Consider the following 24,481-nt stretch of genomic DNA (forward strand, 5'->3'; position numbering starts at 1 on the left):
CGTGCGCGCCTCGACCGCGCACGCGAGCCCGTCGGCCAGCTCGGCCCGGATAGCGGCCCGCGTGCGCCGCCCGGCGGGCAGCGCGGCGAGCACCGCGTCGAGATACGCGGCGACCAGGCGGTCGGCGGCGGGCCCGTCCATATGTAGCGATGCTACGTTCGACGGTCAGAGTCGGCGAGCGCCTCAGCTAGTTATTTAACCTGCGGCCGGTCGGTGGTGACCCCGGCTGATCATGGGACAGCCCTTGGTTGATCCTTCTTCTTGTCGAGGGAAGAAGATCTATGACCAAGGGCTGTCTGGATGATCAGTGTGCCTGATGCTGCCGTGGCGGGCGCGTTCGGGGAGTTGGGCAGGTTCCGGCGGGAGTTCTACCGGTGTGTGACCGCTCGGGCTGACGCGTTGTTCGAGCTGACCGATGCGCTGCTGTGTACCGACGGGCCGGTCAAGACGTTGGTGGACCTGACGTTGGCGCCGGAGCACCGGCGTGGGCACGGCGCGATGTACGACGGACTCAACGCCGGCCGTATCGATGTGCAGCGGCTGCGCACGGCGGTGGCGGGCCTGCCGTTACCCCGCTCGGGCGAGGGACGGCTCATGCTTGCCGTGGATGTCAGTCCGTGGCTGCGCCCGGACGCGGCGAGCAGCCCTGACCGGCTGTTCTGCCACGTCCACGGCCGGGGCCGGAACCAGGATCAGCAGATCCCGGGGTGGCCGTACCGCGCGCCGGCACGGCCGCCGCCGGATCTGGCTGGCCGCCACGGTGGCCGTCGCGGCCCTCATCGCCGTCGCGGTGGTGGTGCTGGCTTGGCAGCGGCCCACACCCACTGTCGCCCTGCCGCTGCGCCCCGCCGGCGAGATCTCCCTACCCGGCGACAGCTCCCGATTCGACTACGCCAGCCTGGACGCCGACCGCGGGCTGCTGTTCATCGCGCACCTCGGCGCCAGCCAGGTCATCGAGGTCGACGTCCACGCCAACCGGGTGGTACGGGTCATCGACGGCGTCGACCAGGTCCACGGCGTCCTCGTCGTACCGCAACAGCATCGTGTCTACGCCACCGCCACCGCCGCCAACCAACTCGTCATCCTCGACGAGGACACCGGCGCCCGGCTCGGCCAGGCCCCCACCAGCGACTACCCGGACGGGCTCGCCTACGACCCGCAACACCACACGATCTGGACCACCAACGAGACCGGCGGCTCCGAAACCGTCATCGACGCCGACAACGGACACATCCGCGGCACCGTCGACCTCGCCAGCGAGGCCGGCAACGTCGCCTACGACCCGGCCACCGCCCGGATGCTCGTCGACGTGCAGACCCGCGACGTCCTCGCCGTCATCGACCCCGCCACCCTGACCATTACCCGACGCCTGCCACTGCCCGGCTGCGACCACAACCACGGACTCACCCTTGACCCCGCGCACCGCATGGCGTTCGTCGCCTGCGACGGCAACGCCACCCTGCTCACCATCGACCTCAACCGTTGGAAGGTCCTCGGCACGCAACGCGTCGGCGACGATCCGGACGTCCTCGCCTACGACCCGTCCGCCGGCCGCCTCTACGTCGCCGCCGAAAGCGGCCGGCTCACCACCCTCGACCAGCACGACCGCCGCCTCACCGTCGCCGGCCGCGCGCATCTCGCCGACGGCGCACACGTCGTCGCCATCGACCCCACCACCCACCGCAGCTACTACCCCGTCCCACACGGAACGACCGGCCAACCCGCCCTGCTGAGCTTCGACTCGACGCGCTAACCGATCGTCCGTGCACAGGGGTACCGGTGCCATGCACCGGCCACCCGGCATCGAAGTCGGCGACGATGCCACCCTCCGCAGTCTTCAGCACCGAGCGCGGGTCACCCGGACTCGGCTCGAGGTCACCATCGTCCAACCCGGGCTGTCCGCTGCCCGCGCCAGCGCAGCTCAACTGCAACTGCTGGCCTGCGCCGAGACGTACCTCTACGAGACCGCCAACGCACCACTCGAGGTGCTCTGCAGCAGTTAGCAACTCGACGCCAGCACCCCGGACTCCTCGGCCGCCCAATGCGGAATGCGGCAGGCTGCTCCAGCTCAGCCGTTCGCAGGCAATCTTCGGTTCTCCGAGCCGTCTGCCCAGATCGGCCGAGTCACTCTTCAGATGGCTGCCACCATGCCGGTTGAAGCCGTACGCTGAGCTGGCTACGCTATCGGCATGTGCACACGCTTCCGGCGTGTGTGCTGGCTTTCTGTGTCGAGATCCCCCCTTCGACACCAACCCATAGCATCCCTGCGTCGTCTGACGCACCCGTGTTCGAGCGTGTTCGAACACTCCAAACAAGCATCTGTGCTGGGCGAAGTTGGACGGTGGTGTCGTCCATGACCAGTACCGTGCCCGCAGTCGTGCCGAGCTCTTTCGCAACCGCTGCGAGCGGTCAGGCAGCGACGAGACGGCCTGCCAGTGGTCCGCTGCCACTGCCGGCCTTCACCGATCGACGGACCCGCCGGACGGTCTACGCGCTGCCGGCGATCGATTGCAACGGCAGGCTCGCCGATCAGGCCATCGTCCGGGTGATGGGCTGGAAGCCCGGCACCCGGTACGCCATCCAGGAGCAGAGCGGGCTGCTGCTCGTCGACGCCAACCCACGAGGGGTGTTCGCGGTCACCCGGCAGGGCCACCTGTACATTCCAGCCGTCGTCCGGCGCCGCTGCGCGATCTCGCCAGCCGATCGGCTGCTCATCGCCGCAGAGCCAGGCGAACGGCGGCTGGTGATTCATCCACCGGCCGCCATTGACGCCATGATCGCCGATCGTCACCGCCACGTGCTGGACGGTGACGCCACATGAGCGCCGCACAAGCGGACATCGACGCTGCCCTGCTGTTGCTGGACCGTCTCGGCGTATCCCCCGCCGATCTGCACCGGGCCGCACGCGACCGTCGACAGACACCCACATTCGCCGAGTACGTACCTGTGGTAGCCGACGCTGTGGGGAACGGCAGCCGCCGCGCCTACAGCTCCTACTGGAAGCGGCTGGCGGAGACCTGGGGAGACCGACGGCTCGACGAGGTGACCCCGTCCGAGATCGAACGCCTGGCTCAGCAAATCAAGGCGAACGTCGTGTCACGGCGCAACGCGCGCGGAGGCCGCAGTGCCGCAGAGCTGTTCATCGCCGCCTTGCGCTGCCTCTACAAGCGAGCCGTCGCGGACGGGTACCTGACCGCCGCGGATGATCCAGCCCAGAAAGTGGAGAAACCTCGCCGGCTGCCCAGCACCCGCCGAGCGATCGCCGATGCACGGCTGGCAGAGATCAACCAGGTCGCGAGCACCACGGGCGACGATCCGGACCTGGACACTCTGCTGCTGCGCCTGCACACCGAGACCGCGTGCCGCCGAGGCGGCGCGCTTGCCCTGTTGCCGACGGACCTTGACTCGGAGCAGTGCCTCATCCTGTTGAAGGAGAAGGGCGAGACAGTTCGATGGCAACCGGTCTCCCCCACGCTGATGCGTCACCTTCTGCGACACATCGGGGAACGCCAGGCTTCACCAAGCACTCCCGTTCTCCGCTACCGCGACGGACGGCCGATCTCCCGGCGCCGATACGACCACCTCTGGGAACGCGTCGGACGCGTACTCCCCTGGGTGACCACACAGCAGATCAGCACCCACTGGCTGCGGCACACGACGCTGACATGGGTCGAACGCCAATTCGGCTACGCGGTCGCGCAGGCGTACGCCGGTCACATGGGCGGCGACGTCAGCGTCACCGCGACGTACGTCAGGGCGACACTCCACGAAGTCGCCGCGGCGCTCGCAGCGCTCACCGGCGAGGCTCACCCCCTTGCCCCGTCAACGACATCAGGCCCGGTCGCGGTAGGCCAGGCCGTCCCCGTCCGGGAACGGTGCTAACCATGACGCTCGCCGATCAAGGCACAGCTTCACCGGCCGAACCCGCAGCCTTCCGATTACAAGGTGTCGCCTCGGCGAGGATCTGGCAGGCCAAAGCAGCTCACAGCAGGTGCATTGAGCTACAGTGATTACCCCTGTGACCTCGCGAGACCCGGTGGATCCGGGCGTGGTTTCGCTACCGATCTTGCTACCGGTTTCGCGCTATGAACGCTGTCCACGGCGGTCCAGAGCCTCCGCGGCGGTCGTTGCGTCGTGCTGCGGATGCGAATCGCCCCCTTGCTGGCGTGGGCAGGCAAGGGGGCGACGGTCAGCGGCAGGATGTCCGACTGAGGCGACGAGGCTACGCAGCGGCGTGGGAATCGCCATCCTCGAAGCCGCGGATTTAGCCGGCCAGGTAGGTGGCGCTGGGCCGAGACGGATCATTCCGGCGGTCAGGTGTCGAGGGACTGAGGCGATCACGTTTCGTGAGATGTCGTGCCAGTGCGAGTCCGGCACCGAGACCTATGAGTGCCGCGGCTCCGCAGGCCGTCATGGTCCGAGCCGTGCTGTCCATCGGCCTGTCCCCCGTCAGCGTGTCCGGAACGTCGCCTACACGATGCCGTGTCAGCGCTACCTGCGGTAGTTGGCCAGCCTTGCCGGGCACCACGTGCGCGGCTTCCGGGCCGGCATCGGCGCTAGTTGATCAAGGTGGCCTCAGCGGGTTGCCGCCCACTGAGGCCGTTCCACCCCTCTTTGGACTTGGAGTGCAAGAGAGATGGCAAGGAGCAGCGTACGTGCGCGCCCCGGACCTGACGTCGATCAGGATGGTCGAGATCCGGGTTGGCGTGAGCGTCGGGTTCGCCGGCTGGAGCGCGATGTCACTGTTGTGGAGCGGACCGGCGGGTGGATCAACCGCGCCGTGTGGGGCATTGCGTTCGGCGTGATGGTCTATGGAGCGGTCAATGTCACGCCGCTGCTGATCGAGCATGGTGTGCTGCGGTGGACGGCTCCGGGTCTGCCGTTGATGGTGGACCTTGCGATGTGTATCGGGCTCTGGGGCGACCGGATCATGCACCAGTACGGCCGCACGGCCGGGTGGGTGACCGCGCTGCGGTGGATCACGGCAACGATGACGCTCGCGCTCAACATCGCTGGCCCGATGTTGGGCCTGGACTGGGTCGGGCTGGGCATTCACGCCTGCGGGCCGCTGCTGATCCTGGTGGTCGCCGAGGCGGCCGGGTCGTTCCAGCGGCTCTTCGCCGAGATCGTCGCGGAGTTGCAGACGGATATCGACCGGCAGCGCGGCGCTCTGGCCATGGACACCACAGCGGACGCCAGCACCGTCGTAGTCGGCTCGGCCCAGCCCGGGCCACTCGCCGGAGACGAGACTGCAGAACCGCGGCCGGTGCACGATGCGCGAGACCAGGGCTGTGGCGGGCTTGTCTCGGAGCCGACCCTTCTCGGAGCGGTTGCGAGGTCGACCGCGACGCCCGCGACAGGAATCGGTCGGCTCGACCGAGACCAGACACCCGGCCGCGACCCGGTGCCCGCCGCAGGTGTCGAGGAGACTCGCCAGACCTGGCGGGACGAGACTCCGGCCGGAACACTCGCTGGCCAGCTCAGTGCGGCGGGCGCTAACGCCGACTTGAGCGAGACGGTTTCACGAGACGAGACGGCGTTGCTGGCGCGATCGGAGTCAAGACGAGACGAGAGCCGAGACCACGAGACGGGCCCCGCGCATGAGAGACGAGACGAGACGGCACGGAGTCGCGGCCGGTTGCGAGACGCGACAAGACACGGCGAGAGCCCAAGGGGCCAGAACACTCCGGACCGCGCGGTTACGCCGCTGGCAGCCGGTTCGCGTCCAGCTGACGGCGACATCCAGGGCAAGATGTGGTCCCACTTCCAGCAGTGCCGCGCTACCGGGATTCCGGTCACCGGGGCAGACCTGGATCGGGCGGCCGGAACGAACAACTATGCAAGCCGCGTCCTGCGGAGCTGGATCGAGACGGGCTTGATCACCGAGCAGGACCGCGACGACGCGCGTGCAGGCCGTGGCACGGCTGCCGCTTCGGACGTTGAGCCGGCAGCGTCCGAACGGGGCGAAAAGGACAAACGGGACGAATCGCCATTGCTGGTATCAATCTCTTCGATGGCGGGGTAGGCGGCGAGGGATGAACAACAACGACATGACCGCCCGTGGAGGCAGCGCGGGCGCTGGTGGCGCCAGCTCGGCCCGCTCGGCGACCTATCGCTGCCCGCGTGCTCCTGAGCATCACGCGGTGGCGGTCCCGATGCTGTATGAGTCCGGCCGGACGCACATCGACGGCACTGCAGCACGGCCCAGGTGGCGTACACGGCCGGTCGACGGGTCAGGCGCGAGCCGAGACGGGGCTGTCTGCGGCGCTGGCGCCGCCGGCCCAGCTGCCGTCATGGCAGCGGCCTGTTCGCGTGGCGGTCGGCGCGGTCGCGTTGTTCGCGTTCTTGGCGTTCGGTACCGCCGCTTCGCCATCTGAGCAGAACGTTGCCGCGTTCAAGTTGTTCGGCACGGTCGCGGTGATCGTGGCTGTGGTGTCCGGGCTGAAGGCGCTGGTCCGGCGTCGGGCCCACGAGCAGTTCGGCGGAGCCCACACGGCGGCGGCAGCGGCGTGGCGCCGGGCGATGTTCTGCACGCAATGTGCCGCATCGTGGGTGCCTGGCGACCGGCGCATGATCGGGCACGACCGTGTGCTCGGTCGGGTGCTCCTCCACCGGGCCAAGGCCGATCTGACGCAAGCACAGGGCTGAACGCGGCTGCACGAGGAGATGCGACGTCGACGCCTCGCGGACGACAGCACCACCGCGGCCGATGACAGAACTGATTAGCATCATGGTCCCGCTCGGGCTTACCGAGTCGCACGTCCGGCTATTGCTCTGCACGATCGTCGCCGAGTTTCCCGACTGAGAGGCCCTGACACCGTCGCGGAAGCGCGTCGGTGTCAGGTGCCAGGATGGGCGCATGGCTGTACAGGAATGTGCCTGGCCGGGCTGCGCTCTGCAGGCCGCCTACAAAACGAGATCGAAACCGGCATGGTGCGACGGGCACATAACGGCCATCCTTCGCGAAGGCGGCCTAGCACCACTGGGACCGTTCACCGGGCCGAACGCGTGGCGGCTGACTCGCTGCCTCAAGTGCGGATGCGAGGCGCACTACCGATTCGCCTACACACTCGACCGGAACACGGCCGGGGAGCCGACTTGCCGAGCGTGCTGCTGGCGCGGCCGGGCGGCCGGGCAACGCGCCTTGCTGGCCGGCTTCGATACTGGGCGAAGCGAGACCGTCGAGAGCGTCCGGGCACATGCCGAAGCCCACGGGTACGACTACCTGGGACCGCTCACCGGCCCCGTGTGCGAGGGCGACCCGCACCGGGTCCGGTGCCGCTACTGCGGCAGGATCAGCGCCGCCCGGGGCGGTGACATCGGTTTCGGGTGCAGTTGCCAGACCAACCCGCGGCGGGCCCACATGACCAAGCCCGCCGCTGAGCTGCTCCGCGACTCCGATTCTCAGGCGCGTGAATGGTGGGACCACGATCGCAACCCCGCGGATCTCTGGGCGACGGCGACCGAGCGGACCCGGCGCGCGGCGTGGTGGCGCTGCCCCGAGTGCGGGCTGAGATTCGAGGCAAAGGTCGCGGACATGTTCGCTGATCCGACGTGTCCCGACTGCGCCGAGCGTCGCCGTGCCGCGTGGGACGCGGAGTACCAACGGGCGAAGGTAACGCCGGTTACCGCCTACCCCGAGCTGCTCGCGGCTTGGGCCGACGACGCGGACCCGGCGACCGTCATGCTCGCTGGTCACTGGCTGCGCCGGTTCCGCTGCTCGAGCGGGCACTATCCGAGGGTTACACCTGGGACGTACCTCCAAAGCGGGTGCCCGACGTGCCGTGGGCAGGACACCCGGGCGGCCAACGTCGCGGCACGGGCGGAAGCGTTCACCGAGGGCCGGCACGTCGACGGGCTCACGATGAACCCCGAGATCGCCGAACAATGGCACCCGACCCGCAACGGCACCCGCCGCGCGGCTGACGTGTCTCCGGGGTCCCGAAGAGCCGCGTGGTGGCTGGAGCCGAGTTGCGGCCATGAATGGCACGCGTCGCCAGCCGAGCGGGAGAAAGGGCAACGACTGCGCTGCCCGGTATGCCGGACGATCCTCGATTCGCTCTCCTACCACTACCCAGACCTAGCCGCCGAGTGGTCGCCGGACAACCCGCGGACCCCGTGGGAGGTACGCCCCAGCGCCTCCCTGCCGTTCGTTCCGGAGTGGGTCTGCCCGACCAATCCCGCCCATCGGTGGCGTGTGGCGACCGCGGTCCGGGTCCACGGTTCCGACTGTCCGATGTGCCGGGAGACTGGCAAGTCGCGGATCGAGCTGCTCCACTTCGAGGCCGTTCGTGCCGCCTTCCGGGAAGCGTTCTCAGGGCTCGCCATGCGTCACCCGGCTTTCACCCGACGATCTGTGTGGGTGCCCGACGTGACCGTGAACCTCGCCGACGGGCGGACGCTGCTCGTCGAGTACGACGGGGCCTACTGGCACGCCGACAAGGGCGACGTCGACCGCGACAAGTCGCGCGATCTACTCGCCGCGGGCTCGCTCGTCGTCCGTCTCCGCGAGACCCCGCTGCCGACGCTCGGCCTCAGCCACCCGGACTACCTCGAGCTGACGGTCTACCCGACCCTGCCGGAACCCGAGCGCGTGGTCGAGGCGATCCGCGCATGGCTCGCAGCCCCGTCCCCCGTCACCTCGAGCCCGGTAGCGGCCGAACTTCCCGACTAGTGTCGCGTGACCCCTGTTTCCGCTATCTACTCATGACCGTTGATGGGCGTGATTCGACCTTGGCGGTCCATCATGGTCTTGCGGTGCGGACGGACGAGCAGGCGGCTGAGCTGCGAGCGGTGGTCAACAGCCGTGACGTGCCAGCGGTGATGGCGACCTGGGCTCGGACCGTGTTGTGGACGGCCGAGGGCCGGCTGCGCAAGGACGCCCGTGAGCTGCCCGGAGTGTCACTGCCCGCTGCGGACCGTTGGAGGATCGGTACGAGCGGTTCGGGCTGGCCGGTTTGGAGGAGCGCAAGCAGGGTGGCGGCCGGGAGCAGGTCCGGGCGGAGGTACGGCCTGATCCTGGTGTTGACCCACATGACGCCGCCGGTCAAGAGGGGGTTGTCGCACTGGTCGAGCCGGGAGATGGCCCGCTAGGTCTCGCGCACTGAGGAGGTGTCAGTGTCCTGGCACTACGTGGCGAAACTGTGGCGGGACGACGACCTGCAGCCGCACCGTCCGGGCGTGTTCTAGCGCAGGGACGAGCCTCGCTGGCAAACGGCACGTATCGAGGTCCCGCAGTACACATCCTGACATCGGTCACTCACTGCATTCCGGGGCGGACACGGAAACTGGCTAACCCTGGCCAACTATCGCCGGATCGGCGGGACCGGCAAGGTCGAGACGTGCCTCCCAGCTCCAGACGGCCCTCGGGTCCGGGAGCTGGGGTGCGTGTCTGACTGCTGCGCGTGTGCGCGTTGATGCCAACGGGGGCCGATCGATGACGAGTCACCATGTGAGGGGGGCCGCTGGCCGGCACCGGTCGGCTGCGGGCTGGATGGCGACGTTCACGTCGCGCTATCGGGGCCGGCACCGGCCGAAGGGCTGGACGGCGGTGCGTGGGTTGCGGGACCGCATCCGGTGACCGCGCCGACATCTGGGGCGTCCGGAACGCCGCCGGCCGTACCGCCGGCGGGGGCGGTGCTCGGCGCGGCGCGGGTGGCCGCTCATCTGCGTGGTGAGGTGGAGCGGCGTGTGCTCGAGCCGGCCGGGGTGAGTTGGACCGCGTTCGCGGCGCTCGCCGCGATCGTCGACGGCCAGGACGCCGTCCGGATGCATGTGGTGGCTGCCGCGACGGGGATGGCGCAGGGGACGACACGCAGCGCCGTGGCCCGGTTGGAACGGCTGGGGCTGGTCAGCCGGAGCACCCCGAGCCGCGATCACCGCCAGGTCGAGCTGGTGGCCACCGAGCCCGGGCGGCAGCAGGCTGCACAGCTGCGTGCGGCGGTCGCGTCCGTCGAGGCGAAACTCATCCCGGATCCGCGGACGCGGCATGTGCTGTTCGCCATGGCCGAGCGGGTCCGGCCGTATCCGCGGCGTGGTCTCCGTCAGGGCCGGGGGGCTTGACGGTGACCACGCCGCATCACGCCCAGCCCCGCCCCGCAGCCGGCGTGGCGCTGCGCTTCGATCACACGGCGGCGTTCCGGCACCCGGCCCCAGCAGAGCTGGTGCGACGTGCGCCGGGCGAGGGGTCTGTCGGCTTCGACGAGCGGTCCGGCCTGTGGCTGATCACGGGTGACGCCGTCGTTGGCCAGGCGTGTTGTGATCCAGTGACGTTCGGCGAGGTACCGGTGCCGGTCGCGCTGCCCGAGGACGCACACGGTTGGCGCGGTGCGCTGGCCCGATCACCGATCCGAGCGCCGACGGTACCGCTGGATGTGCGAGCGCGGGCGGTGCTGCGGATCGTCTGGCCAGCGTCGACGATGCAGGCCGGCCTCGTGTGGGACCGCCGCGTCCGGGTCCACGCCGGGCAGGCCGCCGCAGCGCTCGCCGGCCTGCCCGGCGGCGCCGCATCCTGGCCGGCCGGTGGCGGCGCGCCGGTCGAGCGGCTGGCGTGCGCGGTGGTCGGTTCGGCGTTCGGCGTCTGCGGCGCCACGATCGACAAGGTCGGCGCGCTTCGTGAGCAGCTCGCGGATGCGTGCACCACGCCGGTGACGGAGGCAGTGCTGCCGCTCGCGGTGCTGCGCGAGATCGTGGGCCGGATCGTACGCGACCGCGCGGCAGCACCGATGGGCGTATTGCATCCGGACCGGCCCGACACCATTGTCGACGACCTGCTCGCCTGCCGGGGTATGGGTGCCGACCGGGTGCCGTTGGACGACATCGCCGCCCTGTGCAGCGCGCTGTTCGCCGCGGCCTGGGACGCCACCGCCGAGCTGCTGCCCCGCGTCGTCGACGCCCTGGGCGTCACCATTGCGAACGACCCGGCCGCGGTCGCCGGCCTGGCCACCGACGCTGGGCAGCGGGCCGACCTCATCGCCGCCGCCATGCCACCCGCGCCGCTGGCGGCCGCGTGGCTACGAGTCACCACACAGCCGGTCCTGCTGCACGAGGTCCGCATCCCGGCCGACGTGCCATGCCTGCTCCTGGTCCACGCCGCGCCGAAAGCCGACCGGCAGCCGCCACAGCTTGCCGCGCTGCGCTGGCTGGCACCGGCCAACCCGGACGGCGCCGGCATGACCCTGGCCCGGCTGGCCGGCGATCGACTGCTCGCCGCGGCCACCCAGCGTCTCACCGGCCGCCTGACCCCTTGACCACCGCGGCGCACGTCCCGAGGTGATCGCACCTCCCCTTTGGTTGAAGGAGCATCATGCCCACCGTTGCCCCCCACGAACGCGACCGGATGAGCCTGCTGCAGCTGCAGCTGCAGGACACCATTGCCGACCCGACCGGTTTCTATGACCGGCTTCTGGACGCCGGCACGGTGCTCGATCCGGTCCTCGGGGTGTGGCTGGTGCCGCGGCACGCCGACGTCCGGGCGGTACTGGCGCACCCGGCCGCGTCAGTCGCGATGGACCACGCTGGCGCGCTCGCTCGTCTCCCAGGCGCCGGTCTGGAGCAGGCATTCGAGGCGCTGGACCTGCACGTGTCGTTCGTCGACGGCGACGGGCATCGCCGGCTGCGCCGCGTGCTGGCCGAGCCCGTCCAGGTCCGGCACGTCCGCACCCGCCTCGCCGACCTGATCACGGACGCGGTCACCGGCGCCCTCGACGACCTCACCGGCCAGCCCATGCCTGACCTGGTCACCGGGTTCGCCGCCCGGATTCCGATCGACGTCACCCGCCAGTTGCTCGCCATCCCGGCCGACGTCAGCACCGCCACCATCCGCCGCTGGTCCCTGGCCTGGGGCGACGTGGTCGCCGCCCCCGGACACGTGCCGACCACCGACCGGACCGCGACCATCGCCACGGCCGCGGAACTCGCAGTGTTTCTGCGCCAGCACGTCACCGACCGCGAGGAGGCGCCCGGCACCGCGATGATCGACGCGCTCGTCGCGGCGATGCGCCAGGAAGCGATCAGCCGTGACGCGCTGATCGCCAACCTCATGATGCTGATCACGGCCGGGAACGAGACCACCACGAACCTGCTCTCCGCGGTCCTCATGGCTCTGGCCGACGAACCCCGTCTCTGGGCCGTCCTGCGCGAGGACCCGCAGCAGATCCCCGATGCCGTCACCGAGCTCGGCCGGCTGCACCCGCCGACGCAATACACCGCGCGGCGCATGCTGGAGCCGGTGACCCTGTCCACCGGCCAGACGCTGCCGGCCGGGGCGAGCGTGGTCCTGATGCTCGCCGCCGCCAACCGCGACCCGCAGGTCTTCCCCGAGCCAGACCAGATCCGGCTCGACCGGCCGAGCCGCCCGGTGACGTTCGGCCACGGCCCGCACGCCTGCTTCGGCGCGCCCTTGGCCCGGCTCGAGGTCGAAACCGCCGTCCGCATGCTCACCGCCCGGTACGCGCGCCTGCGGCCCCGGCCGGGGCGCAGCTGGCGGCACAACGCCAACCTCCGCGGCCTCGCGCACCTGCCCGTCCAGCTCGACCGCAACAACGTGGCGGGTGCCCGGTGAGCCCGCGCAGCCGCAGCACCGTCGCTGCCGGCACCGCCGCGGACCTGATCTGGTCGTGGGCTGACCGGTCGCCGGACGCACCTGCGATCGTCGACGCCACCGGCGCGCCAGTGACCTATCGAGAGCTTGTGTATCGGGCCGACGCCGTCGCCGCCGAACTTGCCGCGGTCGCAGTCGCTGCGGACGAGGTTGTCGGGGTCTGCTGGCCGCGATCCGTCGACGGGCTTATCCAGATGCTCGGGATCTGGCGGGCCGGCGGTGCCGTGCTCTACCTCGACCCCGACTGGCCGGCCCGGCGCCTGCAGTATATGGCCGCCGCCTGCGCCGTCCGCCACGTCCGCGCCGCCGATCCGGCCTCGGACCTTTCGCCGCTGCGGCCTGCAGCCGCCTCCGCCGGTGTCGGGCTGGAGCCTGTGCACGGCCCGCTGTGCTACGTGGTGTTCACGTCCGGCTCGACCGGTACCCCGAACGGCGTCCTGATCGAGCATCCCGGCGTCGTCAACATGGCCACCGCCCTCGCCGACCGGTTCGAGGTCCGGTCCGGCACGCGGGTGCTGCAGTTCGCCGCCTGGTCGTGGGACGCCGCGATGGCCGAGATCCTCATGACCCTCACCGCCGGTGCCACGCTCGTACTCGCCCCCGACAGCGCGCGAACTGGCGGACCAAACCTGGCCCGGGCGCTGCGCGAACACCGCATCGAAGTGGCCACGCTCACCCCCTCGGTCCTCGCCGCCGTCCCCTCCGACGACCTGCCCGCACTACGTGTTGTCGTCGCCGTCGGCGAGGTGTGCCCACCCCGTCTGGTCGAACGCTGGACCAGCCCGCACCGCCGCTTCTTCAACGGCTACGGGCCGACCGAGGCGACCGTGGCCGTCGCCGTCGGCGAGCTCCACCTCGGCCATGAGGTGCACATCGGCACGCCGCTGCCCGGCGTCGCCGTCCAGATCGTCGACACCAACGGCCGCCCCCAGCCGCCAGGTACGGCCGGCGAGATCGTCGTCGGCGGGATCGGCGTCGCTCGCGGCTACGCGGGCAGCCCCGCTGCCACCGCCGCCCGGTTCACCAGCGACGCGGCCGGACACCGCTGGTACCACACCGGCGACCTCGGCACCCGGCGCGCCGACGGCAACCTCACCTACATCGGGCGCACCGACGACCAGGTCAAAATCCGCGGGCACCGGCTCACGCTCGGCGAAATCGAGCGCATCATCACCGCCCACCCCGCCGTACGCGCCTGCGCTGTCGTCGCCGTCGCCGACCGGTTTACCGCGCACGTCACCGCCGACCCGGACTACAACGGCGGGCCGCCCGAGGCCGACCTAGCCGGCACACTGCACGGGCACGCTGCGGCATTCCTGCCATCCCACGCAGTGCCCGACATCCACGTGATCGCGGCGCTGCCACTCACCGCCGCCGGCAAGATCGACCGCGAGGCCCTCCGGGCACAAGCAACCGCCGAAGCTCCGGCCACGTACGACAGGGAAGATCCGTTGCCAGGAGGAGCGCTGGCCACCGTGCTCGACGTCGTGACGGCCGCGCTCGACCGGCCTGTGCACCCGGACACCGACATCATCGACGTGGGTGGGCACTCGCTGCTCGTCGCGCAGCTGTGCGTCACGCTCAGCGACGCCCTCGGCGTCGAAGTCCCGTACGTCGCGGTGGCCCTCAACCGCACCCCGGCCGGCATCGCCGCCGCCATCGATGACCTCGCCGCCACACCCAGCCCGTCCATCGCATCGAGGAGTGCCGTGTGAACGCTACCCTCGCTACCCCGAACCGCCTGGTAACCGTCGCCGCAGGCGTCGACCTCGCCGTCCACGACACCTCCGGGCCCGATGTCGCGGCCGGCCCGCCGGTCGTGCTGCTGCACGGGCTGGCCAGCACGCACCGCTGGTGGGACCTCGTCGCCGACCGGCTACCCGACCGGCGCCTGATCTGGTTCGACCACCGCGGCCACGGCCAGTCCAGCACCCCACCCAGCGGCTACACCGTCGAGTCCTTCGCCGACGACGCCGCGGTGGTGCTCGACGCTCTGGCGACCGGGCCATGCGTCATCGCCGGGCACAGCCTCGGCGCCACCGTCGCCCTCGAACTCGCCGCCCGCCGCCCAGACCTCGTCGCCGGGCTGTGCCTCATCGACGGCGGCATCTACGACCCGCACATCCTGTTCGGGGCAAGCTGGTGGGAAGCGCAGTACCGCATGCTGCTCAACCGGCGCATCGCCCCCACGCCCGCCATGCTCACCGCCTGGGCCCGGGGCCACGGTCTTCCTCCTGCCGCCGTCCCCGCACTGCTCGCCAACTACCAACCCGAGCCCACCACCGCCCCGGATCACCACCGGCCGGCAGGGCTCAGGCTCGCCGTTGAACACGAGATCCAAGCCGCCCGCAGCCTCTGGCGCCACGACCCCGCCGCGACCCTCGCAGCGACCGCTGCCCCGACCATCGCGGTCCTCGCCCGGCCCGGGGATCCTGCGGCGGCCGCCACGCATCTGCAGGCGCTCCTGCACACCCTCGACCGAGCCGGCCGCATCGTCCCTGTGCGGTGGATCGACGGCGGCCATGACCTTCCCCTCGAACAGCCGGGGCACGTCGCAGCCGCCATCACCCGTCTCGCCGACACCGTCTCGGCGCACCACGGAGCGGACGCATGAGCCGTCAGGAGCAACGCGTCGTGGACCTGCGCAGTGACACCGTCACCCGGCCCACCCAGCGGATGCGCGCCGCCATGGCCGCCGCCGAAGTGGGCGATGACGTCTACGGCGAGGACCCCACCGTCCGCGCGCTCGAGGATCGCGTCGCCGGGCTCTTGGGCCAAGAAGCCGGGCTCTTCCTGCCGACCGCGACCATGGCCAACCAAGTCGCCATCCAGTTCCTGGTGCCGCATGGTAGCGAGCTGCTCTGCGCCGACGACGCCCACGTGGTCAGCTACGAAGGCGGCGCCGCCGCCGTCCACGGCGGCATCACCACCCGCACCTGGCACAGCCCCGACGGGTTCATCGAACCAGCCACCATCGCCGGCATGATCCGGCCCGGCGGCGGGTTCGCGCTGCGCACCGACGCGATCGCCGTCGAACAGACCGCCAACCTCCCGGGCGGCATCATCCACCCGCTCGACCGGCTCACCGCCCTCCACACCGTCGCCCGTCGCGCGGGCGTCGGCCTGCACTGTGACGGCGCCCGTCTCTGGCACGCCCACATCACGACCGGCACCGCCCTCGACGTCTACGGCCGGCTGTTCGACACCGTCGCCGTTTGCCTTTCCAAAGGTCTCGGTGCTCCCGCCGGGGCGGTCCTTGCCGGCCAGCACGATCTCATCGCCGACGCCAAGCGGCTGCGACTGCGCGCGGGAGGTGCCATGCGCCAGGTCGGCATCCTCGCGGCCGCCGGCCTCTACGCGCTCGACCACCATCTCCAGCGGCTCGCCGACGACCACGACCACGCACGCAGCCTCGCCAATGCCCTGTCCAACGCCGGTGTCGTCGACCCCGGCCGAGTGCACACCAACATCGTCCTGCTCAACCTCACCCGAACCCGGTGGAGCGGCCCGGCATTCGCCGCGGCCGCCGCCAAGCACGGCATCCTGCTCATCGCCATCGACCATTACCACGTCCGGGCCGTCACGCATCGGGACGTCACCATCGAGCAGATCGTGCACGCTGGCGGTGTGCTGCAACGCCTGCTGACGCCATAACCGGACCGGTTCGCAGAAGGATTTGACCGGTCATTGAGAGCCCCGTGACACGCCTGGGTGCGGGATGCATATCGGTCGCATGGTGATCATGCGTAGGTAGTTATGGCCTACCCCGGATTGGCTGTCAATGATGCATGCATCCAGGGCATCGATCTTAGTCACCGCAGCTGGCGTCGTCTCGATGCCAATCGTGAATTCGGCGCTGGACGACCTTTTTTGGGGGAATGCATGTCAGTCCTTACCGGTGTCGCGACCGCGGTGTCGCATGCGGTGCGGATGCGCTCGTCGGCACCCGCTGGCGCGGGCGGCGACGGGTTCGCCGTCCGTATCGACTGGCCGGCCTGCGGCGGCGATGGCATCAAGCATGACTTCACACAGTTCACTCCTAAGGTGGACACCGCGCGGCGGCGAGCTGCGCGTGCTGCGGCCTTTTGGCGACGGGGTCCGCTCCTGCCGCTGGCGGTGACGGTCGTGCCGATCAGCCGGGCCGCGTTCTGGGTGCATCCGCGCGACTGCACCTTGCGGGAGTGTCCGACGGCGGCGCCGCTGTACGGCATGCGCGCGGACGGCCACGGATGACCGGCGGAGCAGGCCGACCCGGCCAGCAGCGACGCATCGCGGACGAACCGCGTGCGGAGCGGCAGTACACGGGCCGGGCCGATGCAGCCGGGGCAGACGCAGACCGGGCGGATCGCTGGCTGGACGCGGTCCAGCAGGAGTTGCACCTTCTCGCGGAAGCCGGGGAAGGCCGTGCAGGTTCGGCCGCGGCTCCTGCCGCCGGGTTGCCCCCAGCGGTGGCTGCGCGGCTGGCGCAGCATGCTGCCGCGGCGAGCACGGCTGCGTGGCATGTGCGGCTGACGGCCCGGGCCGACGTGGTGTCGTGCGGGGTGAGCGTGCATGCCTCGCGGTAGCCGCCGGGCGGTTTCGGCAGGACCAGGTGGGCGGTGGCTGGCGAACGCGCCAGTGGCCCGCAAGGTGTGGATGCTGCTGGTAGCGCCGCTGGTGGCGGTGCTGCTGGCGAGCGCTCCGGCGGCGTGGTCGGCGAGCACCGCGGTCGGGCAGGCCGGGCAGCTGCATGCGACCGCCGCGTTGGATACCGCGTCGTCGGTGCTGGCGACGCAGTTGCACGTGGTGCGGGTGCGGCTGGCGGCCGCGTCGTTGGCTGGGGCGGATGCGGCATCGCGCGGGGTGGTTCTGGCGGCGCTGGACCGGGCGGCGGCGCTGCGGGCCGAGTTCGACGCCGCCGGGTCGGCGGTGTCGGCGCCGTCGGCGGCGCTGCGGCGGGCCATGCCCGAAGCGTTGCGGGCGCTGGATGCGGTGGATCAGGCGGCACTGCAGGTGCGGGCGAATGCGCCGATGGCGTTGTCGCCCACGCTGCTGCTGTTTCGGGAAGCGATCGTCGACTTGATCGCGGTGCGGGACGCCTCGGCGCAGAGCAGCCCGGATCCGGTGTTGGCCGATGCGATGCACGCGGCTGCTGCGTTGTCGCGGGCGCGGGAGGCGGTGGGTCGCGAGCAGCTGGTGGTGTTGCAGGCGGTTGCGGCGGGGCGGATGTCGGCGGTTTCGGCGCAGGCGGTGATCACCGCTCGGGCGGACGCGGCGACGGCGCTGGAGGACTTTGGCCGGCTTGGGCGCCCACAGTGGCGGGAGCGGCTCGCGGATGCTCAGGATGATCCGGGCGTGGAGGCCGCGACGCGGCTGTCCGGGGTGGTTCCGCTGTCGGCCGGTCCGCTGCCGGTCCTGCCGGGCGGTGCGGCGGGGTGGAACGCGGCGATGCAGGGCTGGGCGGATCGGCTGGGTCAGCTTGAGGCCGGTGTCGATGCCGATATTGCCGCGGCGGCGGATGCGATGCGTGCCCAGGCGTCGTGGTCGGTGGTCGTGGTCGGCGGCGGGGTGCTGCTGGCCGTCCTGGCCGCGCTGGGGCTGACGGTGGTGGTGGCGCGGTCGTTGACCGGGCGGCTGCAGCGGCTGCAGGCTGCGGCGCGGCGGGTCGCGGATCAGGAACTGCCCACGCTGATTAGCCGGATCATCACGGCGGAGGACCGGGACAAGGCGGCTCGGCTGGCGGCGGAGGCGTTGCGGGCCTCCGCGATGCCGCACACCGACCGCGATGAGATCGGGGTGCTGGCCCAAGTGGTGGACCGGCTGGTGCGGGCTGCGGCGTACGCGGCGGTCAGCCAGGTCGACTACCGGCTGGTGATGCTGGCGCTGGTCCACACGATCGGCGGGCGGGTCGACAGCGGTACGAAGCGAATGTTCAAGGTCCTCGACCAGATCGAGGGCCAGGAGACCGACCCGGCCCGGCTGGACAGTTTCTTCGAGCTGGACCTGGCGGTGGCGGAGCAGAGCCGGTTCGCGATGAACCTGGCGGTGCTGGCGGGTGGCGCGCCGATGACGCAGGCGGGGCCGGCGCCGCTGGCCGAGGTGGTCGGTGGCGCGGTGTCGAAGGTCCGCGACTACCGGCGGGTCGATGTGGGGCAGCTGCCGCTGGTCCGGGTGACGCCGGGCGCGGTGCTGGCGGTGCTGCACATCGTGGTCGAACTGCTGGACAACGCGGCCCGGTACTCGATGCCCGACACCAGGGTCCGGGTGGCCGCGGAGATGACCGACGGCCATGTGCGGGTCAGCGTCGACGACCTTGGCCTGGAGGTGTCCGATGCCCGGCTGGGCGAGCTCAACGCGACGCTGCTGCGCCCGCCGGTCGATGTCGGCAACGCCGGGCGGATCGGACTGCTTGTCGTGGCCCGGCTCGCCCGGACCCACGGCATCGGCGTGGCCTTGAACCGCAACGAGGATCGCGGGCTGACCGCTGTCGTCGACCTGCCGCCCGCGATCCTGCTGCCGGCCGGCCCGGACCGCTACCCCGCGATCACCAAGGTGCCGCAGCCGGCAGCGTCCGTCAGTGCGGGGCCGGCCGGCACGGCGGCGGCGTGGGACTTCCAGCCAGCGCCGAGGCCCGCGCTCACAGCGGTAGCCGGCCGGGTGGCCAGCGGTGAACCGGCCGTGCTCAGCACGGCGGCCCGCAGCGGCGGCCCGCCGCCGACAGGTGTCGCCGCCGAAGGGCCAGCTCCGCCCCCCCGGTTCGCCGCAAGCGCCGGGGGCTGGGGATGACGGGTTGCCGCGGCGGCGCAAACAGCGGCATGCCAGCGCGATGCCGCCGGTCGGGTCCGCGGCGGTCAGCAGACGGGATGTGCAAGCGGTCGCGGCCCAGATCACGGCCGTGACAGCAGCGATGCGGGCGACCAGGCCCGCACGGCGGACGCAGTGAGACGGGGAGACCGACCATGACCAGTACCACGCCCACCGTGGGCACCACCGGGTTGTTCGGCGACGCGAGCCTGGACACGTCCCGGTTCAGCTACGCCCTGGACGAGTTGTGCCAGCGGGTCCCAGGTGTGCTGGCCGCGGTCGTCGTGTCCGGCGACGGACTGCTGCTGGCCGCGAACACCACGTTGGAGAAAGACGACGGCGATCAGATCGCGGCCCTCGTCTCCGGGGCGATCGGGCTCAGCCGCGGCTTCGGCCAGCTAATCCAGGCCGGCAACATCGGTGTTCATCTGCGCCAGGACGACACGGTCGAGCTGGACTACCTGCTGGTGGCGTTCACCCACGCGAACTGGCTGGTCATGACTGCCGGGGACACGCTCCTGCTCGCCGCTGCGGTCCTCTTCGACAGCAACACCGCAGCCGTGGCCAACGAGCTGGACACGCTCGGGAAACGGTTCGTCGGCCACCTCACCCAAGCCCGAAGCGGTGCCTCCGGGACGTGAACCCACGCACCGGCCATGACGGCAACGACGAGCACCCCTGCCCGGCCCGTGGGTCCGGCGAGGCCCTCCGAGAGCAGATGAGAAGGTATCCATGACCGTTCTTCCAGGTTCTCCACCTACACACGCCCGCCCGGCACCGGCGACAGCAGCGCCGGTGCTAGAACGCCGCCAACTTGGCGCGCCGACGCTGTTCGTGCTCGCGATCAGTGCCTCGTCACCGTTGACCGTCCTCGGGGGTGGTATCCCGGCGACGCTCGCCGCGACCGGCGTGATCGCGGTCGCGGTGTCGTTCCCGCTCCTGTCGGTCATGCTGGCCGCGCTCGCCGTCGGCTACACCGCGGCGGTGAAGGCGATGGCGCACGCACCGGCTGGGCGGCGGTCCCCGGCGATCTCCGCGCCCGGGTACGCGTTGTGGACGACCGGGTTCGGCCGGGTCTTCGGCCCCGCCGGTGGCCTGCTCGGCGTGGTCGGCTACAGCGCCATCGGGATCAGCCTCTACGGGCTGTTCGGCTGGTACATGGCCCTGTTCCACGTCGGCGGCTGGCAGCTGTGGTCGTGGGTGGCCCTCGCTGTGGTGACGGTGTACGGGTTCCTCCCCGCCCGCGCGACGACGGTGACGGTGGCGGCGGTGTTCATCGGCCAGGTCGCGGTGATCGTGGTGTACCTGGTGGCCGCGTTCACCCATCCCGCCGCCGGTGCCGTCAGCTCCGCCGCTGTGGACTTCGGTCAGGTCTTCGCCGGCGGCTTCCTGGTCGTGTTCCCGCTGAGCCTGGCCGCATTCATCGGGTGGGAGGGTGTAGCCGCCTACAGCGCCGAGGCCCGCACTCCACGTAGCGTCGGCCGGGCCATCCATCTGGGGGTGTGGTTCCTCGCCGGGCTGTTCCTGCTGCTGGCCTGGGCGGTCGTCACCGGCTACGGCGAGGACACGGTCGTCGACGCGGCCCGTAACCCCAACGGTGGGGTGCCGTTCGGGCTGCTCGCCCGCGCCGTCGGGCCGGCGGCCGAGGTCATCGCCGGGCTCGTCGTCGTCCTGGCCGTGTTCACCGCGATGCTGGCCTTCCACCAGACGGCGACCCGGCACTGGTTCGCGATGAGCCAGGAACACCTGCTGCCCGCAGCACTGCGGGCGGTCACCACCCGGGCGCACCGCACCATCCCGACCGGCGGCGCCCTCACCCAGACCGTGCTCACCGCCGCCGTCCTCGCCGGGTTCCAGCTGGCCGGCGCCGACCCGATCGCCACCATGTTCACCTGGCTGTCCGCCATCGGCGCGTTGACCGTGCTGGTCCTGCTCATCGGCGCGGCTCTGGCCGCGGTCGGCTACTTCCACCGCGGCGGGGGCACCAACGAAACCCTATGGACCCGCACCATCGCCCCCGTCGCCGGCGCCGGCACCGTCGTGACCGGGCTGCTGCTGTGGCGGCTCCCGGTCCAGCTCAACACCACCGGCGACGACCACCACTGGCTGCTCGTCCCGGCCGTCACCGCCACCTGCCTCATCGGCGGCACCGTCTGGGGAGCCCTGGTCCGCCGGCTGCGGCCCGCCACCTTCCAGCAGCTCGGCCAGGCCCAGCCCGGCGCGCTCGAGGTCCCCGAAGAGCGATTGGCGAAGTACCTTGCAAAGTAACCCGCCCACACACCTCGCTACCGGGACGGCCGCCGGAAACTGGCCGGTCACGACGGCGATGGACGCCGCCGCCTGGGACGCCTGGTACGACCTGTGCGCACAGGTCGTACGGCAGCAGGCTGCCTGGAGCGAAGACCACGCCGGGATCGTGTGGCAGCAGCGCCGCGCCGACCCGATCTGCCCGCACGCCGTCGTACTGCTCTACCGCGACCCCGAGACGTTGCATCCGCCCCGATACCGGCTGCGTACCGCGACCCGGATCATGCACGACGAGCCCACCACCGCGGATCTGCTCGCCGTGCTCAGCGAGCTCGCCGCCGTCACCCGCCGCCGCCGGCACGAACCCGGCTACGACCCGCGCCCGGCCTTGACCCAGGTCCAGGAGCGGATGAGCCCGCACGCCGAGTACATCGGGGTGGCCGTCTCCACGCTCAACACCCCGGCCGGCGCCTGGACCGACCTGCGCGACCGAGTCCGGTCCGAGGACGACCTGCCCGGCATGTGCTACATCGTGCTCGCCGACCGCACCTACCTGAGGCTGCACCGCGACGCCCGCAGCCGCGGCGCCGCGCAGGAGCTGGCCGCCACGATCACCGTGCCGCTCGCCACGCAATCGTTGATGAGCCAGCACCTGCTCGACCAGGACGGCCCGGACCGGCTCGTCTGGCAGCAGCTGTGGCACCTGCATGAACAGATCGGCGGCCACCCATGACCGGTTCCGCGACCACCGCCGACGCCATCGGCCCGCCACCGGTCCTGCCGTGGGAGTCCGCTCCGGCGTTGAACCGGATCTGGCACATCGACCCGACCGCGTACAGCTGGCATTTCCTGGCCGAGCTGGCCCGGGCGATCTGCTGGGGGTGGCAGGCATGGCGGTGAGCATCGACGGGCCGCTGACGTTGCCCGTGGATGGGCCGCTGACGGCGGCTTGGTTGCGGCAGCGGCGCCAGCGGTGGGTGGAGCGGTCCGAGTTCGACATCGGCTATCCCAACGCGGTCGACTACCCCGACGGGGACGACTTCGACCTGTCGATATCGGAGATCCTGGCCGGCGTGTCGTTGAACAATGTCGGGCACCCGTTCACCCCGACCAGTGGCTTTTCCGGTCACAGCCTGCCGCTGGAGCAGCAGCTGATCCGAGAACTTGGCGCGATGTTCCGCTGCCCGCCGGGCTCGGTGACCGGGTTCGTCACGTCTGGCAGCACCGAGTCCGTGCGGGCCGCGTTGCTGGCCGCGCGGCGCCGGTTCCGCCGCCGCGCCGTGGTCTACGCCTCCACGGCCGCGCACACCTGCGTGGCGAAAGTCACCGAAGAGCTGTGTCTGCCGTTGCAGCTGGTCCCGGCTGGCGCCGGCGGCGGCATGGACTATGCCGCGCTCACGACGCTGGTCGCGCAGCGGCGGCGTGGTCTGGCGGTGGTCGTGGTGGCCACGATCGGCACCACCATGGTCGAGGCCGTCGACGACGTCCCGGCCGTGCACGCCGCGCTGGACGCCGCAGGTGTCCCCGCCGGCCGGCGGTGGGTCCACGCCGACGCGGCCCTGGCCGGGATCCCCCTGGCCATGCTCGACCCGGCCGACCGGCCCGGGTTCGACTTCGGCGACGGCGCCGACAGCCTCAACATCTCCGGCCACAAATACCTTGCCGTCAACACCTCGTGCAGCGCGCTCGTGCTGCGCGAGGATCGGTGTGCCCCACTGAACCCCACCCCGACCTACACCGGGGCGCCGGACCTGACCCCGGCCGGGTCCCGCTCCGGACACACCCCGGTGCTGATGCTCGCCGCGCTGCACGGCTTCGGCACCGACGGACTACGCTCCCGGGCCGAGACCTGCCGGTCGCACGCGGCGGCCCTGGTGGAACTCCTCACAGCCGCGGACGTCCCCGCGTGGCGGCACAAGGACGCCTTCACCGTCGTCTTCCCCGCCCCGTCCGACCGGCTCCGCGCCCGCTGGCCGCTGCCGGTGCAGGACGGCTGGGGCCACGTCATCTGCATGCCCGGCAAACCCTTCACCAGGTACGAACGCTTCGCCGCCGAGTACCTCGCCGACCGCCGCGACCACGGCGGCCACCCCCTGCCCGGCCGGCCAACGGCCGTGGCAGCCGACCTCGAGGACGCGATCGCATGCTGACCCTGCACACCCCGCTGCGGCTGCTGCAGCACATCCCGGCCTTGTGCACACCCGCGGCAGCGGCCGGCACCACCCTGTATGTGCTGCGCGCCGCGCAACTCGTCCACATCGGCGCCGTGCCGGGCAGGGACGGCCGCTGGGCCGGCTGGCCGCTGGGCCGCGGACACGGGCCGGACTGCCGGGTCGACCTCGACGACGCCGACCTGGCAACAGCCGTCCCGCCGGCCTGGCTGACCCTCGCTGGACACCCCGACCCGCAGCGACACCCGGCCGGATACCGGGTCGCCTGGTGCTCCAGCATCTGGCAGCAGCACGGAGCCCGCCGCGGCCAGGCCGCCCGTCAGCTTGCCGCCGCCGCATACCCGAGCAGGCCGCCAACCGGCCGCCCCGCACCGTGGTTCGAGGTCCAGGACGTCCTGCGCGGCTATGCACTTGCCGACCACGGCAGCATCCGCCGCTACGCCCTGGCCGCACACCTGCACCCCGTCGGGTTCGGCCGCCATGTGGCGGTGCTGCTGGAGGCCGGATGGTTGCTGCAGGCGTCGGTTGCCGGCGCGGCGGTGTTTCGGCTGACGTTTCCGCGCGCGGCCGACGGCCCTGTAGCGGCCGCGCACATGCCAGCCCTGATTGGCCGCGCATGAGCGCGCCGCCGACCGATGCCACGGCCGGGGCCATCGACGGCTGCCCGGGATGCACGGAT

The 24,481-nt window shown here is 71.3% G+C and carries 20 protein-coding genes and 2 pseudogenes; all 22 read left to right on the forward strand.

Translation table 11 applies throughout. The features are described 5' to 3' along the window. Positions 1–300 precede the first annotated feature (300 nt). Positions 301–741, forward strand: a pseudogene (locus tag ABD352_RS57665) (transposase); the annotation flags it as partial. A gap of 19 nt (positions 742–760) precedes the next feature. Next, complete coding sequence (locus tag ABD352_RS57670) at positions 761–1,753, forward strand: YncE family protein (RefSeq protein ID WP_425553582.1); 993 nt, start codon at positions 761–763, stop codon at positions 1,751–1,753. 600 nt (positions 1,754–2,353) lie between these two features. After that, positions 2,354–2,821: an AbrB/MazE/SpoVT family DNA-binding domain-containing protein gene (locus tag ABD352_RS20960; RefSeq protein WP_344614121.1), complete on the forward strand. Its 468-nt coding sequence runs from the start codon at positions 2,354–2,356 to the stop codon at positions 2,819–2,821. Further along, positions 2,818–3,882: a tyrosine-type recombinase/integrase gene (locus ABD352_RS20965; protein ID WP_344614122.1), complete on the forward strand. Its 1,065-nt coding sequence runs from the start codon at positions 2,818–2,820 to the stop codon at positions 3,880–3,882. The genes ABD352_RS20960 and ABD352_RS20965 overlap by 4 nt, the downstream gene beginning before the upstream one ends. 865 nt (positions 3,883–4,747) lie before the next feature. After that, entirely contained in the window at positions 4,748–6,025 is a 1,278-nt protein-coding gene (locus ABD352_RS20970; protein WP_344614123.1) for a hypothetical protein, read from the forward strand. A 287-nt stretch (positions 6,026–6,312) separates the two neighbouring features. Next, positions 6,313–6,648 (forward strand): hypothetical protein, encoded by a 336-nt coding sequence (locus ABD352_RS20975; RefSeq protein ID WP_344614124.1) that lies wholly within the window; start codon positions 6,313–6,315, stop codon positions 6,646–6,648. A gap of 715 nt (positions 6,649–7,363) precedes the next feature. Beyond that, positions 7,364–8,236, forward strand: a pseudogene (locus ABD352_RS57675) (zinc-ribbon domain-containing protein); the annotation flags it as partial. Positions 8,237–8,362: 126 nt separating this feature from the next. Beyond that, positions 8,363–8,674 (forward strand): hypothetical protein, encoded by a 312-nt coding sequence (locus ABD352_RS20980; protein WP_344614125.1) that lies wholly within the window; start codon positions 8,363–8,365, stop codon positions 8,672–8,674. 1,016 nt (positions 8,675–9,690) lie between these two features. Next, positions 9,691–10,062 carry a MarR family winged helix-turn-helix transcriptional regulator gene (locus ABD352_RS20985; protein ID WP_344614126.1) on the forward strand — a complete coding sequence of 124 codons (372 nt, stop codon included), beginning with the start codon at positions 9,691–9,693 and terminating at the stop codon, positions 10,060–10,062. Positions 10,063–10,064: 2 nt separating this feature from the next. Next, positions 10,065–11,249 carry a cytochrome P450 family protein gene (locus ABD352_RS20990; RefSeq protein WP_344614127.1) on the forward strand — a complete coding sequence of 395 codons (1,185 nt, stop codon included), beginning with the start codon at positions 10,065–10,067 and terminating at the stop codon, positions 11,247–11,249. A 56-nt stretch (positions 11,250–11,305) separates the two neighbouring features. Continuing rightward, on the forward strand, positions 11,306–12,562 hold the full coding sequence (locus ABD352_RS20995) for a cytochrome P450 (protein WP_344614128.1): 1,257 nt from the start codon (positions 11,306–11,308) through the stop codon (positions 12,560–12,562). Beyond that, positions 12,559–14,316, forward strand: a complete 1,758-nt coding sequence (locus tag ABD352_RS21000; RefSeq protein ID WP_344614129.1) for a non-ribosomal peptide synthetase — start codon at positions 12,559–12,561, stop codon at positions 14,314–14,316. The genes ABD352_RS20995 and ABD352_RS21000 overlap by 4 nt, the downstream gene beginning before the upstream one ends. After that, the gene (locus ABD352_RS21005) at positions 14,313–15,215 is read left to right on the forward strand and encodes an alpha/beta fold hydrolase (RefSeq protein ID WP_344614130.1); all 903 of its coding nucleotides are present in this window, start codon (positions 14,313–14,315) and stop codon (positions 15,213–15,215) included. The genes ABD352_RS21000 and ABD352_RS21005 overlap by 4 nt, the downstream gene beginning before the upstream one ends. Then, positions 15,212–16,255: a threonine aldolase family protein gene (locus ABD352_RS21010; RefSeq protein WP_344614131.1), complete on the forward strand. Its 1,044-nt coding sequence runs from the start codon at positions 15,212–15,214 to the stop codon at positions 16,253–16,255. The genes ABD352_RS21005 and ABD352_RS21010 overlap by 4 nt, the downstream gene beginning before the upstream one ends. Before the next feature lie 102 nt (positions 16,256–16,357). After that, on the forward strand, positions 16,358–16,834 hold the full coding sequence (locus ABD352_RS21015; RefSeq protein ID WP_344614132.1) for a hypothetical protein: 477 nt from the start codon (positions 16,358–16,360) through the stop codon (positions 16,832–16,834). A gap of 384 nt (positions 16,835–17,218) precedes the next feature. Further along, the gene (locus ABD352_RS21020; protein ID WP_344614133.1) at positions 17,219–19,366 is read left to right on the forward strand and encodes a sensor histidine kinase; all 2,148 of its coding nucleotides are present in this window, start codon (positions 17,219–17,221) and stop codon (positions 19,364–19,366) included. 173 nt (positions 19,367–19,539) lie between these two features. Beyond that, entirely contained in the window at positions 19,540–20,025 is a 486-nt protein-coding gene (locus ABD352_RS21025; protein WP_344614134.1) for a roadblock/LC7 domain-containing protein, read from the forward strand. A 154-nt stretch (positions 20,026–20,179) separates the two neighbouring features. Beyond that, entirely contained in the window at positions 20,180–21,652 is a 1,473-nt protein-coding gene (locus tag ABD352_RS21030; protein ID WP_344614135.1) for an APC family permease, read from the forward strand. A 58-nt stretch (positions 21,653–21,710) separates the two neighbouring features. After that, on the forward strand, positions 21,711–22,364 hold the full coding sequence (locus ABD352_RS21035; RefSeq protein ID WP_344614136.1) for a hypothetical protein: 654 nt from the start codon (positions 21,711–21,713) through the stop codon (positions 22,362–22,364). Next, positions 22,361–22,531 (forward strand): hypothetical protein, encoded by a 171-nt coding sequence (locus tag ABD352_RS21040; RefSeq protein ID WP_344614137.1) that lies wholly within the window; start codon positions 22,361–22,363, stop codon positions 22,529–22,531. The genes ABD352_RS21035 and ABD352_RS21040 overlap by 4 nt, the downstream gene beginning before the upstream one ends. Continuing rightward, a complete protein-coding gene (locus ABD352_RS21045) occupies positions 22,522–23,781 on the forward strand; it encodes a pyridoxal-dependent decarboxylase (protein ID WP_344614138.1) in 1,260 nt (419 codons plus the stop codon). The genes ABD352_RS21040 and ABD352_RS21045 overlap by 10 nt, the downstream gene beginning before the upstream one ends. After that, positions 23,775–24,422 (forward strand): hypothetical protein, encoded by a 648-nt coding sequence (locus tag ABD352_RS21050; protein WP_344614139.1) that lies wholly within the window; start codon positions 23,775–23,777, stop codon positions 24,420–24,422. Before ABD352_RS21045 ends, ABD352_RS21050 begins: the two co-directional genes overlap by 7 nt. The last annotated feature ends 59 nt before the right edge of the window (positions 24,423–24,481 follow it).

Origin of the sequence: Dactylosporangium salmoneum (assembly GCF_039532525.1) — a bacterium.
GTDB lineage: Bacteria > Actinomycetota > Actinomycetes > Mycobacteriales > Micromonosporaceae > Dactylosporangium > Dactylosporangium salmoneum.

Bases quoted from the DNA above. Each gene is read 5' to 3' on its own strand.
- ABD352_RS21040 (WP_344614137.1), top strand. From the start codon at position 22,361: ATGACCGGTTCCGCGACCACCGCCGACGCCATCGGCCCGCCACCGGTC.
- ABD352_RS20995 (WP_344614128.1), top strand. From the start codon at position 11,306: ATGCCCACCGTTGCCCCCCACGAACGCGACCGGATGAGCCTGCTGCAG.
- ABD352_RS21045 (WP_344614138.1), top strand. From the start codon at position 22,522: ATGGCGGTGAGCATCGACGGGCCGCTGACGTTGCCCGTGGATGGGCCG.
- ABD352_RS21025 (WP_344614134.1), top strand. From the start codon at position 19,540: ATGACCAGTACCACGCCCACCGTGGGCACCACCGGGTTGTTCGGCGAC.
- ABD352_RS21050 (WP_344614139.1), top strand. From the start codon at position 23,775: ATGCTGACCCTGCACACCCCGCTGCGGCTGCTGCAGCACATCCCGGCC.
- ABD352_RS20965 (WP_344614122.1), top strand. From the start codon at position 2,818: ATGAGCGCCGCACAAGCGGACATCGACGCTGCCCTGCTGTTGCTGGAC.
- ABD352_RS20960 (WP_344614121.1), top strand. From the start codon at position 2,354: ATGACCAGTACCGTGCCCGCAGTCGTGCCGAGCTCTTTCGCAACCGCT.
- ABD352_RS21010 (WP_344614131.1), top strand. From the start codon at position 15,212: ATGAGCCGTCAGGAGCAACGCGTCGTGGACCTGCGCAGTGACACCGTC.
- ABD352_RS21015 (WP_344614132.1), top strand. From the start codon at position 16,358: ATGGCCTACCCCGGATTGGCTGTCAATGATGCATGCATCCAGGGCATC.
- ABD352_RS21035 (WP_344614136.1), top strand. From the start codon at position 21,711: ATGGACGCCGCCGCCTGGGACGCCTGGTACGACCTGTGCGCACAGGTC.